Annotated in this window: 16 protein-coding genes; 12 read left to right on the forward strand and 4 right to left on the reverse strand. The window is 67.2% G+C overall.

The genetic code is table 11. The features are described from left to right. Positions 1-3: 3 nt before the first annotated feature. Complete coding sequence (locus ETR14_RS23005; RefSeq protein WP_129389495.1) at positions 4-1,053, reverse strand: rod shape-determining protein; 1,050 nt, start codon at positions 1,051-1,053, stop codon at positions 4-6. 146 nt (positions 1,054-1,199) lie between these two features. Here ETR14_RS23005 and mutL point away from each other — a divergent pair, with 146 nt between their 5' ends. From mutL to ETR14_RS23035, 6 genes are all read left to right on the forward strand, one after another. Then, positions 1,200-3,017 carry a DNA mismatch repair endonuclease MutL gene (mutL, locus tag ETR14_RS23010; RefSeq protein ID WP_129389497.1) on the forward strand — a complete coding sequence of 606 codons (1,818 nt, stop codon included), beginning with the start codon at positions 1,200-1,202 and terminating at the stop codon, positions 3,015-3,017. 24 nt (positions 3,018-3,041) lie between these two features. Beyond that, positions 3,042-3,401 carry a bleomycin resistance protein gene (locus tag ETR14_RS23015; RefSeq protein WP_129389500.1) on the forward strand — a complete coding sequence of 120 codons (360 nt, stop codon included), beginning with the start codon at positions 3,042-3,044 and terminating at the stop codon, positions 3,399-3,401. Between the two features lie 77 nt (positions 3,402-3,478). Continuing rightward, the gene (locus ETR14_RS23020) at positions 3,479-5,413 is read left to right on the forward strand and encodes a hypothetical protein (RefSeq protein WP_129389502.1); all 1,935 of its coding nucleotides are present in this window, start codon (positions 3,479-3,481) and stop codon (positions 5,411-5,413) included. A gap of 35 nt (positions 5,414-5,448) precedes the next feature. After that, positions 5,449-5,952: a hypothetical protein gene (locus ETR14_RS23025; protein ID WP_129389505.1), complete on the forward strand. Its 504-nt coding sequence runs from the start codon at positions 5,449-5,451 to the stop codon at positions 5,950-5,952. A 2-nt stretch (positions 5,953-5,954) separates the two neighbouring features. Continuing rightward, the gene (locus tag ETR14_RS23030; protein WP_243455652.1) at positions 5,955-6,662 is read left to right on the forward strand and encodes a hypothetical protein; all 708 of its coding nucleotides are present in this window, start codon (positions 5,955-5,957) and stop codon (positions 6,660-6,662) included. Positions 6,663-6,740: 78 nt separating this feature from the next. After that, positions 6,741-7,388, forward strand: a complete 648-nt coding sequence (locus tag ETR14_RS23035; protein WP_129389507.1) for a hypothetical protein — start codon at positions 6,741-6,743, stop codon at positions 7,386-7,388. A gap of 3 nt (positions 7,389-7,391) precedes the next feature. Here ETR14_RS23035 and ilvC read toward each other — a convergent pair whose 3' ends face one another. Both ilvC and miaA read right to left on the reverse strand, forming a co-directional pair. Further along, a complete protein-coding gene (ilvC, locus tag ETR14_RS23040; protein ID WP_129389510.1) occupies positions 7,392-8,375 on the reverse strand; it encodes a ketol-acid reductoisomerase in 984 nt (327 codons plus the stop codon). Between the two features lie 47 nt (positions 8,376-8,422). Further along, positions 8,423-9,355, reverse strand: a complete 933-nt coding sequence (miaA, locus tag ETR14_RS23045; RefSeq protein ID WP_129389512.1) for a tRNA (adenosine(37)-N6)-dimethylallyltransferase MiaA — start codon at positions 9,353-9,355, stop codon at positions 8,423-8,425. On the opposite strand from miaA, the gene serB reads away from it, so the two are divergent. Further along, entirely contained in the window at positions 9,348-10,226 is an 879-nt protein-coding gene (gene serB, locus ETR14_RS23050) for a phosphoserine phosphatase SerB (protein ID WP_129389514.1), read from the forward strand. The genes miaA and serB overlap by 8 nt on opposite strands. 26 nt (positions 10,227-10,252) lie before the next feature. Here the strand turns inward: serB and ETR14_RS23055 are convergent, their stop codons facing one another. Beyond that, positions 10,253-12,280: a lytic transglycosylase domain-containing protein gene (locus ETR14_RS23055; RefSeq protein WP_129389517.1), complete on the reverse strand. Its 2,028-nt coding sequence runs from the start codon at positions 12,278-12,280 to the stop codon at positions 10,253-10,255. Between the two features lie 96 nt (positions 12,281-12,376). Here ETR14_RS23055 and dapA point away from each other — a divergent pair, with 96 nt between their 5' ends. The 5 genes from dapA to ETR14_RS23080 are packed head-to-tail and all read left to right on the forward strand — an operon-like array spanning position 12,377 to position 17,130. Beyond that, a complete protein-coding gene (gene dapA, locus ETR14_RS23060) occupies positions 12,377-13,270 on the forward strand; it encodes a 4-hydroxy-tetrahydrodipicolinate synthase (RefSeq protein ID WP_129392295.1) in 894 nt (297 codons plus the stop codon). A 53-nt stretch (positions 13,271-13,323) separates the two neighbouring features. Continuing rightward, the gene (gene smpB / locus ETR14_RS23065; RefSeq protein WP_129389521.1) at positions 13,324-13,806 is read left to right on the forward strand and encodes an SsrA-binding protein SmpB; all 483 of its coding nucleotides are present in this window, start codon (positions 13,324-13,326) and stop codon (positions 13,804-13,806) included. After that, entirely contained in the window at positions 13,799-14,362 is a 564-nt protein-coding gene (locus ETR14_RS23070; protein WP_165356587.1) for a DUF2062 domain-containing protein, read from the forward strand. Before smpB ends, ETR14_RS23070 begins: the two co-directional genes overlap by 8 nt. A 30-nt stretch (positions 14,363-14,392) precedes the next feature. Then, complete coding sequence (locus ETR14_RS23075) at positions 14,393-16,738, forward strand: response regulator (RefSeq protein ID WP_129389524.1); 2,346 nt, start codon at positions 14,393-14,395, stop codon at positions 16,736-16,738. Between the two features lie 32 nt (positions 16,739-16,770). Next, positions 16,771-17,130 (forward strand): response regulator, encoded by a 360-nt coding sequence (locus ETR14_RS23080; protein WP_129389527.1) that lies wholly within the window; start codon positions 16,771-16,773, stop codon positions 17,128-17,130. Positions 17,131-17,167 lie beyond the last annotated feature (37 nt).

The following is a 17,167-nucleotide window of genomic DNA, read 5'->3' on the forward strand; positions in this document are numbered from 1 at the left end:
CGATCAGGCGGTCTGGAGGACGCCGCGGAAGATCTCTTCCTCGAGCGCGCGTCCGGTGCCGATCGCGACACAGGTCAGCGGATCCTCGGCAACGGTGACGGGCAGGCCGGTCTCGTCGCGCAGCACTTCGTCGAGCCCCTGCAGCAAAGCGCCGCCGCCGGTGAGCACGATGCCTTGGTCGACGATGTCGGCGGCAAGCTCCGGCGCCGTATTCTCGAGCGCGATGCGGACGCCCTCGACGATCGTGCCGACAGGCTCCGACAGTGCTTCCGCGATCTGGCGCTGGTTGATCGTGATCTCCTTGGGCACGCCGTTGACGAGATCGCGGCCCTTGATGTGGACGGTGAGACCGTCGCCGTCGACCGGCGGCTTGGCGATGCCGACCTGCTTCTTGATCCGTTCGGCGGTGGCTTCGCCGATCAGCAGATTGTGGTTGCGGCGGACATAGGAGGAAATCGCCTCGTCCATCTTGTCGCCGCCGACCCGGACGGAGGTGGTGTACGCGAGGCCGCGCAGCGACAGCACGGCGACTTCGGTGGTGCCGCCGCCGATGTCGACGACCATCGATCCGATCGGCTCGGTAACCGGCATGTCGGCGCCGATCGCGGCCGCCATCGGCTCCTCGATCAGCCACACCTGGCTTGCGCCGGCATTCGACGCGGCGTCGCGGATCGCGCGGCGCTCGACGGAGGTGGATCCCGAGGGCACGCAGATGACGATTTCCGGCCAGCGCGGGAAGCGGCGGCGGCCATGCACCTTCTGGATGAAATGCTTGATCATCTGCTCGGCAACATCGATGTCCGCGATGACGCCGTCACGCAGCGGACGGATCGCCTCGATCTGGTCCGGAGTCTTGCCCATCATCATCTTGGCGTCGTCGCCGACCGCCTTGACCCGCTTGACGCCGTTCAGCGTCTCGATCGCGACCACCGACGGCTCGTTCAAGACGACGCCGCGGCCGCGGACGTAGACGACCGTATTGGCGGTCCCGAGATCGATCGCCATGTCATGCGACGGAATTTTGAACAGCTTCGAAAACCGCGGGAAAGGCATAATGACTGGTCTCGCTTCCTGACGTCCACGGAACCGGAATAACAGCGGTCCCGCGCGAATATTGCCTCTATAGGGTGCGCCCGCCGCGCGCGCCACAGGATCGTTAACGCTCGCGGGAAGCCGCCGCTTGGGCTAGAGTAGAAACCATGTCAATACGCAGACTTCCTGAGCATTTGGTCAATCGCATCGCCGCCGGTGAAGTGGTGGAAAGGCCGGCCAGTGCGCTGAAGGAACTGGTCGAGAATGCCATTGATGCAGGGGCCACCCGGATCGGGGTTTCGCTCGGCCAGGGCGGGCTCGGCCGGATCGAGGTGATCGACGACGGCTGCGGCATGGACCGGGACGAGATGGCGCTTGCATTGGAGCGCCACGCCACCTCGAAACTGCCTGACGACGAGATCGATGCGGTGACCACCCTCGGCTTTCGCGGCGAGGCGCTGCCGTCGATCGCCAGCGTCGCCCGGCTTGCGATCGAAAGCCGTGTTCGCGGCGCCGACGGCTGGTCGCGCATCGTCGACAATGGCCGGCTGGCGGGGGAAGGGCCGGCGGCGCTGCCGCCGGGCACTCGCATTCTGGTCGAGGATCTGTTCGCCAACGTGCCGGCCCGGCGCAAGTTCATGCGCTCCGAGCGCTCGGAATATGCAGCCTGCGTCGATGTCGTGAAGCGGCTCGCCATGGCGCGGCCCGACGTCGGCTTCACCCTGGAACATGACGGCCGCCGCAATTTCTCCGTTCCGCCTGGCGAGGATCGGCCGGCGCGGGTCGCCGCGCTGACCGATCGCGGGCTCGCCGAGAACAGCGTCGGCATCGATTACGAGCGCGGCCGCGCCCGGCTCGGGGGGGTTGCGGGGCTGCCGACGTTCAACCGCGGCATCGCCGACCATCAATATCTGTTCGTCAACGGCCGCCCGGTGAAGGACCGGCTGCTGATCGGTGCGCTGCGCGGCGCCTACCAGGAGATGCTCGCCCGCGATCGCCACCCGGTCGTTGCTCTGTTCGTCGATCTTCCCGGCGAGGAGGTGGACGTCAACGTCCACCCGGCCAAGACGGAGGTGCGGTTCCGCGATCCGGCGCTGATCCGCGGCCTGATCATCGGCGGCCTCCGCCACGCGCTGGACGCGGCCGGGCACCGCAGCGTCCAGCGCCCGCAGGAGGTCGCCTGGCAGCAGGAACCGATCGCCCCGCCGCCCGCGGCGATGCCGCTGTGGGAGCAGATGCATTCGATGCCGTCCGGCGCCGGCAGCTGGAACGGCGGCCAGGCGACGCTCGCAAGGCCCGCTTTCCCGTCGCAGGCAAGCGGCGTCTGGGAAGCGCGGCAGGATTATACGCCGGCGCCGATGGCGCGGGCCGAGGCGGCGACGGCCGCGCCCCCGGAAGCGCGGCGCTTCCCGCTCGGCGTCGCCCGCGGCCAGGTCGCCGCGACCTATATCGTCGCCGAGGCCGAGGACGGCCTCGTCCTCGTCGACCAGCATGCGGCCCATGAGCGGCTGGTGCTGGAGCGGATGCGGCGGGCGATGGCCGACGGCGGCGTCGCCCGGCAGGCGCTGCTGCTGCCGGAAGTGGTCGAACTCGACGAAGTCGCGTGCGACCGGCTCGAAGCACGGATCGGCGAGCTTGCCGAGATGGGGCTGGAGCTCGAGCGGTTCGGTCCGCGGGCGATGCTGGTCAGGGCAACGCCGGCGCTGCTCGGCAACGGCAACGTCATCGGCCTCGTCACCGATCTCGCCGACGAACTCGCCGCCTTCGACGAGGCGCTCTCGCTCAAGGAGCGGCTCGACCATGTCGCCGCGACGATGGCGTGTCACGGGTCGGTCCGCGCCGGCCGTATTCTGTCCGTCGCCGAAATGAACGCGCTGCTGCGCGAGATGGAGGTGACTCCCCATTCCGGGCAGTGCAACCATGGCCGGCCGACCTGGGTGAAGCTCGCCCATGGCGACATCGAGAAATTGTTCGGCCGCAAGTAGCCGCCGATCCTGGGAGCTGAGACGATGGTTGATCTTGCCACGCCCAATCTGCCGGCCCGCGATTTCGATGCGACCGAAGCCTTCTACGGGAAGCTCGGCTTCACCCGCAGCTGGCGCGATCCCGCCTGGATGATCCTGGTGCGCGGCGATCTCCGGCTTGAATTCTTCCCCTATCCCGATCTCGATCCGGCGACGAGTTCGTTCGGATCGTGCCTGCGTGTCGACGATCTCGATGCTCTGGTCTCGGCGGTCCGCGCGGCCGACATCCCGGAAGCACGCACCGGCTTCCCGCGTTTTCACCCGCCTCGGCGCGAATCCTGGGGCGGTCTGGTCGGCGCGGTGATCGATCTCGACGGCTCGCTCCTCCGCCTGATCCAGAATTAGGCCGCCGATCGCAAAGGGCTTCTTCCCCGGCGCCGACATGCTATCCAGCCGGGGTGGATGTGTGGGGCATCGGGGGGATGGTGACGCGCTTTCGGCCGAGACTGCCTGAACGAATACCGGATTTCAGTCGCCGGGCCTTGTGGCTGTTTCGGCCGATCTGGTTCGCGGCCTTGTTGCTGGCCATCGTGGGGCCGATCGGCGGTGTCTGGCTACGCCTGACGGCGCCGTCGCCGAACAGCAGCCTGATCCCCGGCAGCCGCGCCGGCCTTGCGCTCGACGCCGAGGATCTGACACGGGTCCGCTTCACCGTCGGCAGCGCTGCCGCGTCGGCGGGCGTTCGGGCCGGCGACGACATCGTCGCGATCGACACCATTCCGATCTCCGCCGTCGTTCCCGAGCGTCCCGGCGACCGCCTGCGCTGTCTGTCCGGCAACGAGGAAGCCGCGGTGCCGCCTGGCACGACCGCGCTCGATTACGGGCTGCTCGCACCTCTGCTCTGCGCCGGCGAAGACCGGCCGTTGCTGCTCACCCTGCGCGGCACCGACGGCGCTCGGCGGAACGTCGAGATCCTGACCGGCGAGAACCATATCGAGCAGGCGGCCGCGGCGAGCGGCGTGCCGGGCCGGCTGCTCGACTTTACCGATCTCGCCCACCTGCCGGTCTATCCGTTCCTGCTCGCCTGTGCCTGGTTCCTCTGCCGGCGCCGCGAAGCCGACGTCGAGAGCTCGATCGTCAGCCTCGCCATCCTGCTGACCATGGCCGGCGAGCAGCCGTCCTACAATTTCCTGGCGACGATGCTCGCGCAGCCCGCACTGCAGGGGCTCGGTGCGGAAGCGGTGCCGCGCCTGCTCTACGATCTCGCCAATATTCTTCTGCTGACCGGGGTCTTGTTGTTCCCGTTCGGACGTCTGCGGCCGCGCTGGGTGCTGGCGGTGATCGCAGCGCTTCCGATCCTGCTTTTCGTCGGGGGGAACATTTACCGAATGCTGTTCATCGCCTTCATGGCGATCGCCGTCGACACCCTGTTCCGAAGGCTTCGTCAAACGCCGCAGAGCGACGAACGCCAGCAGCTCAAATGGGCCTTGTTCGGCTTCGCCGGTTATGCGGTGATGCTCGGCGTGTCGCTGACCATCGACATGCTGAAAAACGACGCCAACGGCCTCGGCCAGCAATTGGCGCTGGAGATGACGGCCGGTTTCACCTTCGCTTTGGCATTCCTGATCCTGCAATCGGGCCTGCTGATCGCGCTGATGAAATACCGCCTCTACGATGCCGAGGCGGTGATCAGCCGGTCGATCTCGGTGGCGCTGATCACCCTCATACTCGGCGCCGCCTTCGCCGGAGTGATGGAAGGGGTGAAGGAAATCATTCTCCGCGGCTTCGGCCAGAATGCCGGCTCGATCGCCCCGATTGTCGGCACCGCCGTTTCCACGATCCTGGTGGTTCCGGTCTACGAACGAGTGCAGGCCTGGACGGAGCGGCGATTCCACCGCAAGCTCGTTGATCTTCGTCAGGGCCTGCCCGAATGCCTGCGCGACATCCGCCACTTCGCGCCGCTTCGCGAGGTCACGTCGGAGGTGCTGAAGCGCATCGAGAGTGGTGTCCGCCCGCGCCGGCTGGCGGCGGTGGTCGACGGCAAGTTGGTCGTGGCACGGGGCGTGAGCGACGAGGAGGTCGCGTCGTGGCTCGCAGCCGAGCCGTCTCCGGGCGACTTCAGCCTGCAATTCGACGCCGTCGACAAGCTCTTCTCGATCCGGATTCCGTTGCGGGCGGAGGAGGGGCCGCTGCTCGGCTGGATCCTGGTCGGCGCGCGTCCCGATCGGTCCTGCCTCAGCAGTGCCGAGCGGGATGCGCTGATCGAGATCATGGATCCGGTCGCGCGCGCCGTCCGCATGGTGATGAAGCGCGAGGAGCGGGAGCGCAGCGTCACCGCGACGCTGCACGGCCTCCAACGCCAGATCGACGGTCTGCGCGAGCGGCTTCGGATTGACCGGACCGGCACGGCGGCGTAGGGTCGCCGGCGAGAGGGTTCATGGGGGAACTCTGAATGTTACGCGCACTCACTGTGGCGTCGTTGTTGCTCGTGCCCGTGCCGGGGCTGGCCCCAATGGCCTTGGCCACCGGGTCCGAAACGCCTGCCAAGCAGAAATGCGACGAAGGCACCAAGAAGAAACGCAAGGCTCTTGGCGGCCTGTTCGGCAGCGTCGCCGGCAACATGCTCGGCGGCAGCATGGGGAGTGTCGGCAGCTTCCTTCCGACCGGTGAGCTTCTCTCCGAAGCATTGATCGCCATCCTCGACTGCAAGGAGCAACAGCAGGCCGCCCAGGCGACCAACGAAGCCGTCCGCGGCGGCGTCGGGACGACTTCGAACTGGACGTCGGAATCGCGGCCCAATGTTTCGGGCTCGTCGAGCGTCACCGGCCAGGAGACGCTGGCCGATGGCCGCCAATGCCTGACGGTGAGCGACGTGGTCATCGTCGACGGGGAGGAGACGACCGCTCCCAAGACGATGTGCCGCAAGCCCGGCGAGAGCAAGTACGTGCGGGTCTGACGGTGCGCCCTTTGCCACTGCTCGGCGCCTTGCTCGCCCTCCTGTCCGCGCAAGGCGCGATCGCGCAGGACGCGGTCGACCCGCTCAATCCGACCTGTCCGAAGAGCCTCAACTGGTCGACCTACCGCCAGATGCGCTTCACCGCCGAGGAAAGCGGAGGCCGCAAGGTGCTCCGGGCGGAAGGCGCGATCGACGAAGGCGCCGCGGAGCGGCTCAAGGCGGCGCTTGCCGCGGAGAGCGGCGTGATCGACGAGATCTGGATCCGCTCGCCCGGCGGCAATGCCCGGGTCGGCAATGCTGCCGGGCGGATCATTCGCGAATCCGGCATCCCGACCCGGATCCCCAAGGGATGGGCGTGCTTTTCCGCCTGCAACTTCATGTTCATGGGCGGCGCCGTCCGCTTCGTGGAGCCCGGCGGCCAATTCATCGTCCACATGTTCACCCACACGTCCGATCGGGACTCGATCAAGAGCGAGCTCTCGGGCGGCGGCGACAAGGCGATCGGACTGATCGCCACGGTGGAACAGGATTCAGCGCTGCTCGCCAGCGAGGACAACGACTTCCTGATCAAGATGGGCGTGTCCCGAAAGCTGCTCACGGACGTCATGTACCGCCAGAAGGCGGTCGCCGAACATGGCGAGGACAAGTCGACCCGCCGGTGCCTCACCGCTGACGAGACCTTCCGCTACAACGTCGCGAACATGCGCTGACGTCCCTGTAATCAAATAGATATCTAGAGGAGTGACGTTGTCATGAGAACTCCGAAAACACTTCTTTCCCTGGCCTTTGTGACCAGCCTGGCACTTCCCGGCCTCGCCCAGGCCGGCCTTGTCGTCCGCTCGGCCGGGCCGTCCTCGTCGGCCTACCCGCCGGGACGGTCTGTTGCCGACGCGGCGCCGATCGCGCTCAAGCCCGGCGACATCGTCACCGTGCTGGTTTCGAACGCGACCCGCGTGCTGCGCGGCCCCGGTACCTTCACCCTCGGCGCGACCCGTGTCGCCGCGGCCGCGTTCAACGCGCGCGGACGCTTCGGAGCCATGCGTTCCGGCGACATTCCGTCGAGCCCGAGCTTGTGGCACGTCGACGTCTCGCAGAGCGGCACCGTGTGCGTCAGCCCGGACGTGGGCGTCAAATTGTGGCGGCCGGAGAAGGATGCGGCAGTGAAGCTTGCGATCTCCGGCCCTGGCGGCGCGGCGCAGTCGGTCGACTGGGCGGGCGGCAAGGATGAACTGGCCTGGCCGCGAGCGCTGCCGCTTCAGGACGGCGGCGAATATCGGCTGACCTGGACCGGCAATGACGACCCGACCCGGCTCAAGCTCGTCAAGCTCGCCTCGGTTCCGAACGATCCCGATGGGCTCGCCAAGGTGTTGATCGACAAGGGCTGTCAGTCGCAGCTCGATCTGTTCATCGACAACATTCCGCCAGCGGCGAGCTGAGCCTCAGGCCTTGCCGGTCAAGCCGCGCAGCCGCTGTCCCACCTGTTCGATCGGGTGCGCGGCGGCATCGGCGCGGCTGGCCCGAAGGCGGGGGTAACCGGCACTCGCGTCCGCCATGAGGCCGTCGACGAAGCGGCCGCTGCGCACCTCGGCGAGGATGCGGCGCATCTCGGCGCGCGTCTCCGGGGTGACGATCCGCGTGCCGCCTTCGAGCGCGCCGAACTCGGCGGTGTTCGAGATCGCCTCGCGCATCCCCGCGATGCCCCGGGCGTAGATCAGATCCGCAAGCAGCTTTACCTCGGTAAGGCATTCGAAATAGGCGACTTCCGGGGAGAAGCCGGCTTCCACCAAAGTTTCGAAGCCGGCATGGATCAGCTCCGGAATCGCGCCCCACAACACCGCCTGCTCGTTGAACAGGTCCGCCTCGCTCTCCTCGGCAAAGGTGGTCGGCAGGATGCCGGCACGGCCGCTTCCGAGCGCGGCCGCGTAGGACAAAGCGAGGCCGCTTGCCGTTCCTGTCGCATCCTGGCCGACGGCGTAGAGGGCGATGAGACCGGCCCCGGCCTGATATTCGGAACGAAGCGCCGTCCCCGGGCCCTTGGGTGCGACCAGAAGGACGTCCAGATCGGCGCGGGGCACGATCAATCCGAAGCGAATGGAAAGGCCGTGCGCGAACAGGATGGCCGCGCCGTCGCGGACATTTGGTTCGATCTCCTCGGAATAGATGCGCGCATGATCCTCGTCGGCGGCGAGCAGCACGAGGAGGTCGGCGCGTCCCGCCGCTTCGGCAGTGGTGAAGACGGCAAACCCGTCTTCCCGCGCTTGGTCGCGCCGCCGCGATTGCTCCGGCAAGGCGATGGTGACATCGACGCCGCTGTCGCGAAGGTTGAGCGCCTGGGCCCGACCCTGATTGCCGTAGCCGATCACCGCCACGCGCCGCGAACGCACCAGCGCCAGATCGGCATCCTTGTCGAAGAAGACGTTCATGCACCGGCGCTAGGCCTTACCGACCGGCGTCGCAATGCCGCTGCACCTCAGCCGGCAAGCAGCGCCAGCGCCTGTATGTGCGTTGCTTCGGTGAGGGGCACGGTGAAGCGCGGCCATTCCGCCGGGCTCTGATGCGCGAACCAGGTATATTGGCGCTTGGCATATTGGCGGGTCGCCCGCCGCCCGGCCTCCAGCGCCTGTTCGCGGCTTGTTTCGCCGCGCAGGAACGCCGCAATCTCCCGGACGCCGATCGCCCGCATCACCGGAAGCATCGGGTCGAGACCGCGTGCGACAAGCGAGGAGACTTCGGCAAGTCCTTGATCGGACATCATATGTTCGAACCGGCGATCGCAACGCTCGTAGAGCCAATCACGCGGCGGCAGCAGGATCAAAGGCTTGAGGGAGATGTGCTTGCCAATCCCGCCGACACGGTCCTGCTGCCAGGCCGAGAGCGGTTTGCCGGTGGAGCGCACCACCTCGAGCGCGCGGGCGACGCGGGTCGTGTCGCTGGGGCGGAGGCGGGCGGCGGCATCGGGATCCTCGGCGCTCAGGGCGGCATGCGCGGCGGCGACATCCAGTCCACGCACATGCTCGCGAATGGCGGGGTCGATGGCGGGAATGGGGGCGATGCCGTCCAGAAGGGTGCGGATGTAGAGGCCGGTCCCGCCAACCACCACAGGCTGGCGGCCTTCGCCAAGCGCGGCCGCGATCGCGCGGCGGGCATCATCCGCCCAGTCGGCCGCCGAGCAGGGCGCCGCGCCGTCGCGATAGCCATAGAGGGCGTGGGGCGCCTGGGCTTCATCTTCGGGCGCCGGGCGAGCGCTGACCAGGCGGAGATCGCGATAGACCTGGGCGCTGTCGGCATTGACGACGATCCCGCCGACCTGCCGTGCATGGCTCAGCGCCAATGCCGACTTGCCGCTGGCGGTCGGTCCCGCAATAAGCGCGACCTCGGGAGATGAGGGAGACGAGATGTTCATCGCGACGCTGATAGCAGCAGACCAGCTTTCGGGCGGGGATATTTCCACCGCCGAGGACCTGCTGCGGGATCGCGGCGTCGAGCCGATGGGCCGCAGCTGGATCGAACGCGACAAGGCGTGCGATCTGCTCTTTTCCGCCGACCCGGCGCCCATCCGCAGCGCGCTCGAGGGGCGCTTCGCCGGAGTCGATGTCATCGTTCAGGGGGAGGCATCGCGCCGCAAGACGCTGCTCGTCGCCGACATGGATTCGACGATGATCACCGTCGAGTGCATCGACGAACTCGCCGATTATGCCGGCCTGAAGGCGGAAGTGGCCGAGATCACCGAACGGGCAATGCGGGGCGAGCTCCAGTTCGAGCAGGCGCTGCGCGCCCGCGTTGCGCTCCTCAAGGATCTGGACGAGGCAATGATCGATCGTTGCCGAAACGAGCGGGTGCGCCTGACGCCCGGCGCCCGCGCGCTGGTTCGGACGATGCGCCGCGACGGTGCGCTGACCATCCTCGTCTCCGGCGGCTTCACCGCCTTTGCCGAGCCGGTCGGCGCGGAGATCGGATTCGAGCGTGTGCTCGCCAACCGTCTGCTCGGTGCCGATGGGCGTCTCGACGGCACGGTCGGCGAGCCGATCGTCGGTGCCGACACCAAACGCGCGACCTTGCTCCATGCGCTCGCCGAGCGCAGTCTCGATGCTGCCGAGGCGCTTGCGGTCGGCGACGGTGCCAACGACATTCCGATGATCGAGGCAGCCGGCCTCGGCGTCGCCTTCCACGCCAAGCCTGCGGCGGCGGCCGCCGCCGACGCCCGGATCGCGCACGGCGACCTTACCGTCCTCCTCTACGCGCAGGGCTATGCGCGTAGCGAGTGGGCGGACTGAGCAGGCCCGGTGACCCGACGGGCGGCTCAGCCGGCCCCGGCCTTGCCGAGGTAGAAGGAGAGCCGATTGCCGCTGCCGCCGGAGCGCTGGGCGCGAATGGCATCGTAGACGACCGCATTTTCGAGAACGCGCTGCACGTAATTGCGGGTTTCCGAATAAGGAATGTCCTCGATCCAGCGGACGATATCGGCGCCGGCACGCGGATCGCCGTTCTGGCGCACCCACTTGGCGACGTTGCCGGCACCGGCATTGTAGCTCGCCACCGCCATCGGCACGTTGCCGCCCCATTGATCGAGCAGCCGCTGGAAGTAGCTGGTGCCAAGCATGACGTTGTAGCTCGGATCGCTGGTCAGGCGGCCGAGATCGTACGGAAGGCCCACCTTCCTGGCCTGCTCGCGAGCGGTGCCCGGCATCAGCTGCATCATCCCGCGCGCATCGGCGTGGCTGACCGCCGCGCGATCGAACGAGCTTTCCTGCCGCGTGATGCCGTGGGCGAGGCTCCACTGGTGCGAATAAGAGGCGGGCAGGGTGACTTCCGGGAATGCGGACGGCGCGTAGAAATTGGCGCCGCTGTTTCGCGCCTGACGCGCGACCCACACGCCGAGATCGAGGCGGCCGATGCTGCGCCCGAACTCGCCTGCAAGGATACGCTCCTGATCGGAGTCGAGCTCGTCGGCCAAAGCACGGACGAACAGCGACTGATCGCTCCACCGGCCAAGATCTCCGAGCGCCTTGGTCGCCTGGACCAGCGGCCGGTTGGCGAAGGTCGCGCGATCCGCCGCCGTCGGAAGGAAGGCCGGCTGGGCGGGCGGAGTCACGCGTCGGCCGAGCCGTTCCAGCGCGAGCTGACCATAATATTGGTCCGGACTGGCCGCAGCTTGCTGGAGCAGCGAATCGGACAGGGCTTGCTGGCCCGCCCCGTAGGCGGCGCGCGCGCCCCAATAGAAGCCCTTCGAGCGTGTCTGGGGAGACTTGGCGGCGCGGGCGTAGCGATCGAACATCCGAGCCGCGTCGGCGTGCCTGGCAAGCTTGTTCAAGGCGGCATTGCCGCCCAGCCAGACCAGGCTGGTATAGGCGTCGCGCTCGCCATAGGGGCGGGCGCTGACGTCGGTGCCAGCCGGATAGGAATCGTCGGCACGCGCGGCGATGTCGTAGGCGGTCGACCACTGACCGTCATTGGCCGCAGCGCGGGCATTGGTCAGCAAGGTCTCCAGCCAGGTCTCCGGATTGGCTGGACGAGTGGTGATCCGCGCGGTGGCGAGCAGCTGGCGCGCGGCGATGCTCTGGCCGCTGCTGCGCAGGTAATTGGCGCGATCCTGAATGAGGCCGGCATGCCCCTCATAGCCGCTCAGCATCGATACGCGGGTGGCCGCGTCGGGTGCGCGCGACTGAAGCGCGAGCCGCGCCTCGAACATCGGCCGCTGCGCCGCCGACGCGTAACCGAGCGAACGGCGCGCGCCCGCCAGCGCGCCATCGGCGAGCAGCCGATCGACCCGGGCGTCATGATCCTGCGGTGTCAGCGACGCTCCGAACAGGCTCAAAATCCGAAATTCGTCGGCATCGGAAAGGGTGCCGCCGATCCAGGCTGTTCTTGCCGCCGCCCGTGCGGCGTCGGGCTGACCGGAATTGAGCAGGCCGAAGGCGAGCTTGGCCTGGCCGGTATTGCTGACCGGCGGCAGCAGGCGGAAATAATTGAGCACTTCGCTCGCGGGCGTCGCATCGTTGATCGCCTTTTCGGCCGACCGACGCATCGCCGTCTCTCCCGGCCAGCCGCGATAGGAAGCGAGGAAGGAGGCGTAGGAGGAGAAGGGAAGATTGTCGCTCTGGCGCAGCGCGTTCCAGCGGGACAGGGCGCTGTCGATTGCCGCCGGCACATAGGCACGGGGCGGCGGCGCCGGCGGCAAGGCCGGCCGCACCACTGCCGGAGCGGCCGCGGTCTGTACGGCGGCCGGAAGCACGCGAGCGGGATTCATCTGCGGGACGCCGGTTGCGACCGCTGCGAGCGAGGCTGCGGAAACCCCAAGAAGACCGCTCAACGCCAACTTTTTCTGCATGCTGGACAGAATGCCACCCCGCTCCTTATCAGGCCCTGAACGGCCACCCGCTATATGACCCTATACGCAATGCCGTCTCAATGAAGGAGACCAATGATGTTTCGCGGGTCGATCCCGGCTCTGGTGACGCCTTTCCGCGACGAAGCGTTCGACGAAGGCTGCTATCGCGAGTTCGTCGAGTGGCAAATTGCCGAAGGGAGTCATGGGCTTGCCCCCGTTGGAACGACCGGCGAATCGGCGACCCTGGTTGCCGAAGATCATTATCGCGTCGTCGCCACCTGCGTCGACCAGGGAAAAGGCCGAGTTCCGGTGATTGCCGGGTGCGGGTCGAACAGTACGCAGAGCGCGATCCAGAACATGAAGGCGGCGCAGGATTGCGGCGCCGATGCCGCCCTGATCGTGCTGCCTTATTACAACCGGCCGAACCAGGACGGGCTGGTCCGTCACTTCGAGATGCTGGTCGAAGCGTGTGATCTTCCGATTGTCGTCTACAACGTTCCAGGCCGCACCGTCACCGATATCAATGTCGAGACGCTGGCACGGATCTCGAAGCTGCCGAGCGTCGTCGCGATCAAGGATGCTTCCGGCCAGCTCGCCCGTGTCTCCGCACAACGTCTCGCTTGCGGCGCCGACTTCGTCCAGCTTTCCGGCAACGACGACATGACCCTCGGCTTCATGGCGATGGGGGGTGTCGGATCGATCTCGGTCACCGCCAATGTCGCGCCGAGGCTCTGCGCCGACTTCCACGAAGCCTGTCTCAACGGCGACTGGGCTGGTGCGCTCGCGCTGCAGGATCGGCTCTACCCGCTCCATGCCGCCCTGTTTTCGGATGCCTCGCCGGGGCCGACTAAATATGCATTATCGCGCATCCTCGCGGATTTTCCGATGGATCTGCGGCTGCCGATGACGCCGCCGTCGGAGGCGAGCCGCCGTGCCGTCGACGCCGCGCTCGATCACGCCGGCATCGCCGTTTCGGAGCGCCGCGCATGATCTTCGCCATCCGCCGCTTGGGTGCGCGGTCCTTCGATCCTATCTGGTAAGCCATGGCCCGTCCCCGTCCCGCAACGTTCGACAAGAAGAAGGTCGTCGCCGAAAACCGGCGCGCGCGCTTCGACTATGCGATCGACACCACCTACGAAGCCGGCATCGCGCTCACCGGCACCGAAGTGAAATCCCTGCGCTTCGGCGAGGGTTCGATCGCCGAGAGTTATGCCGAAGTGAAGGATGGCGAGGTCTGGCTGGTCAACGCCAACGTGCCTGAATTCAGCCACGGCAATCGCTTCAACCATGAGCCGAAGCGGCCCCGCAAACTGCTGCTGCACGAGCGTGAGATCTCGAAGCTGCACGGCGCCGTGGCGCGCGAGGGCATGACGCTCGTGCCTCTGTCGATCTACTTCAACAGCCGCGGGCGCGCCAAGGTGGAGCTCGCGCTGGCCAAGGGTCGCAAGGCGCCCGACAAGCGCGAATATCAGAAGGAAAAGGACTGGAAGCGGGAGCAGGGCAGGCTGATGCGCCAGCATGGCTGAGCGGTCGCGCCTTGCCCGCTGGGCCTCCGAGAACATGCCGCGGCGCGAGGATCTCGCCGAGAGCCGCTGGATCAAGCCGTTCGGCCAGCGCGTTCTCCACAGCGAATTCTGGCGCTTCACCCGCCGCTCGGTACCCCGCGGAGTCGCGGTCGGTTTGCTGGTCGGGATCTTCCTGATGATACCGGGGCTGCAGATCGTCGGCGCCGCGCTGATGTGCGTACCGGTTCGTGGAAACATTCCGCTGGCCGCGCTGATGACCTTCCTGTCCAACCCGCTGACCACGCCCTTCTTCCTGCTGGCTGCGATCTTCGTCGGCAACACGATGGGTTTCCGTGCCGATACGGGCACCTTCTGGTCGATGTACGAACATCACGCGGGCGTCGGGGCATGGCTGCGCTGGCTGCTCTCGGACGCGGCGCCGTCGCTGATCACCGGGCTGTTCGTGATCGCAGCGGTCTGCGCCGTGATCGGCTATTTTCTGTCGATCGGCATCTGGCGGTGGTGGCAGGTCCGCAAATGGCGGCGCCGTGCCCGCCGCTTCATGCCGGAGATTTGATCGCAGCGTCGCCGCTGCTATCCCGACGTCATGGCTTCTGTTCCTTCCGCCCGCTCCGGCCCATTTCTCGCGACTTTGCTGATTCTGCTCGGGGCCGCGGCATCGGCCGGCTTGCTGCTGTGGGCGATCGGTGACCCCGCCTTCGCCGCGATCTTTTTCGCCGGAATCCTCGCGCTCGCCGCGCCGCTGCTGCTGTTCGGCCGAAGGCGCCCGGGCGGTTCATTGTCCGCAGCCGAAACGCGGCCTCTCGCCGATCTGTCGCTGCTGCGAGCCGCACTCGATTGTTCAGAGGCTGCCGCTGCAGTGACCGATCGAGACGGCGGGCTCGTCGCTGCGAATGAGGTCTGGCAGGAATGGTTCGGCGCGCGCGGGCCGCTCGACCTGCCGCTCGGCGAGGACATGAACGCCTTGCTGGTTGCCGCCCGCCGGGATGGCCGCGGCGGCGCGACCGGGCTGCAGGCGGGCGAGATCATCCTGTCGGCCTCGCTGCGGATCGCCGGCCTCGACGACGGCCACGTCGTCTGGACCCTCGATCGCCCGGTTGCCAACGATCTCGCCGCCGACGCCGAGCGCCTCGTCGTCGGCGAAACCGGCGACCGGCTCGGCTTCGCCGGCGTGATGAGCCTGGTAGCAGATCCCGACGGCAATTTGCTGGCCGCGAGCCGTGCCTTCCTGCTGCGTGCGGCCACCGACGGGCATGCCGGCCTCGGCACGCCACTCGCCAATCTGCTCACCGTCAGTCCCGAAGGCGCCCTGATGTTCGCGCGCGACGGCAAGAACGGGACGCCGCTGCGCATCATCCAGGTGCCGCTCACCGAATCTGCCGAGACCGGGCCGAGCCTGTTCCTGCTGCTCGAGGATGCCGGAGAGTTCGGTCGGGAGGGCGGCGCCAACATCAATGCTCTGCTCGAGATTCTGCCTCTCGGGCTCGCGCTTGCGGATCGGGACGGACGCTTCATCTATCTCAATTCCGCATTCCGGCGTGGTGCCGGGCTCGATCGCGAAGCCGAGCCGACCTGGCCCGGCGACCTCGTCGTGGACGAGGACAAGGCCGCGGTCTCCGATTCGGTGCGACGTTTCGCACGGGGTCCCTCGATGTCCGGCGACATCGCGGTGCGGCTGCGGTCCAAGCCTGAGGAGCCGGTGGCGATGACGGTGGCGGGAGCACGGGGGCTCGGCGATGCCGCCGTGTTGCTGTCGCTCAAGGACAATACCGAGGAAGATCGGCTGAAACGGCAGGTGGCGCAGGCCACCAAGATGCAGGCGGTGGGGCAGCTTGCCGGCGGCGTCGCCCACGATTTCAACAATATCCTGACCGCGATCATCGGCCATTGCGATCTCATGCTGATGCGCCACACGCCCGGTGACAGCGACTATGACGATATTCAGCAGATCCGCTCCAATTCGAACCGGGCCGCCGGACTGACCCGCCAGTTGCTCGCGTTTTCGCGTCAGCAGACGTTGCGCCCGCAAGTGCTGCAACTGCCCGATGTCATTGCCGAAGTCTCGAACCTGCTGAAGCGACTGCTCGGCGAGAAGGTGAGCCTCCAGGTCAAGCATGGCCGAGCGCTCGGGTCGGTTCGGGCGGATCCCGGGCAGCTGGAGCAGGTGATCGTCAACCTTGCCGTCAACGCGCGCGACGCGATGCCGGAAGGCGGAGCCCTTACCATCCAGACCTATTCGGTCTCGGCGGACGACGTTCGGCGGATGGGCAGCGAGATCCTGCCGATCGCGGAATATACCGCCCTGCGGGTCACGGACACCGGCAGCGGCATCCCCGCCAACGTGCTGCCCAAGATCTTCGAACCCTTTTTCACGACCAAGGAGGTCGGCAAGGGCACCGGGCTCGGCCTGTCGACCGTCTACGGCATCGTCAAGCAATCCGGCGGCTTCATCTTCGCCGAATCGCAGCCGGGTCAGGGGACCAGCTTCGTCATCTACCTTCCGGTCAATCGCAGCGAGACGCCGGCAACCAGTCGGAAGGTCAAGGAGAGTGCCGGCGAGCTATGGGGCAGCGGCACCATCCTGCTCGTCGAGGACGAGGCGACGGTGCGTGCCGTCGCCGAGCGCGCGCTGACCCGCCATGGTTATTCGGTGCTGCTCGCTGAAAATGGCGAGGCGGCGATCGAGATCCTGGAGCGCGAGCCCAAGATCGACCTGATGATCTCCGACGTGGTGATGCCGACGATGGACGGACCGACGACGGCGCGGATCGCGCGCGAGATGAACCCGAACCTGCCGATCTTGTTCATCTCCGGCTATGCCGAGGAGCAGCTTCGCCAGTCGATCGACCTCGAGCGCGTCTCCTTTCTAGCCAAGCCATTCTCCGTCCAGAAGCTGGCGGAGGCCGCGCGCGACGCGATCGCCGCGAAATAATTGTTTCGCAACGGTTCCGGAGCCACTAAGCGATCACCGTGACTGCTCGTTCCGTACTCATCGTCGAAGACGAATCGCTTATCGCCATGATGCTCGAGGATTTCCTCGACTCGATGGGGCACCGTATCGCCGGCACATGCGAAAGCGTGCCTGAAGCGATGGCACGAGTCGGGGAGGGCGGCTTCGACGTCGCTATCCTCGACGTCAACCTGAAGGGCGAACGGATCTGGCCGGTCGCCGACCGTCTGCGCGAGATGGGCATCCCCTACATCCTCGCCACGGGCGGCCATATCGAGCCGCCGCCGCCGGCCCACGCCGAAGCACCGGTGCTGTCAAAGCCGTTTACGATCGACGCGATCGAACCGGCCCTCGACGAGGCTTTCGCCGGGTGACATTGCGTGCCCCTGCCGCGGCGGGGGACGAGGCCGC

Source organism: Sphingosinicella sp. BN140058, from assembly GCF_004135585.1.
Taxonomy (GTDB): Bacteria; Pseudomonadota; Alphaproteobacteria; order Sphingomonadales; family Sphingomonadaceae; genus Allosphingosinicella.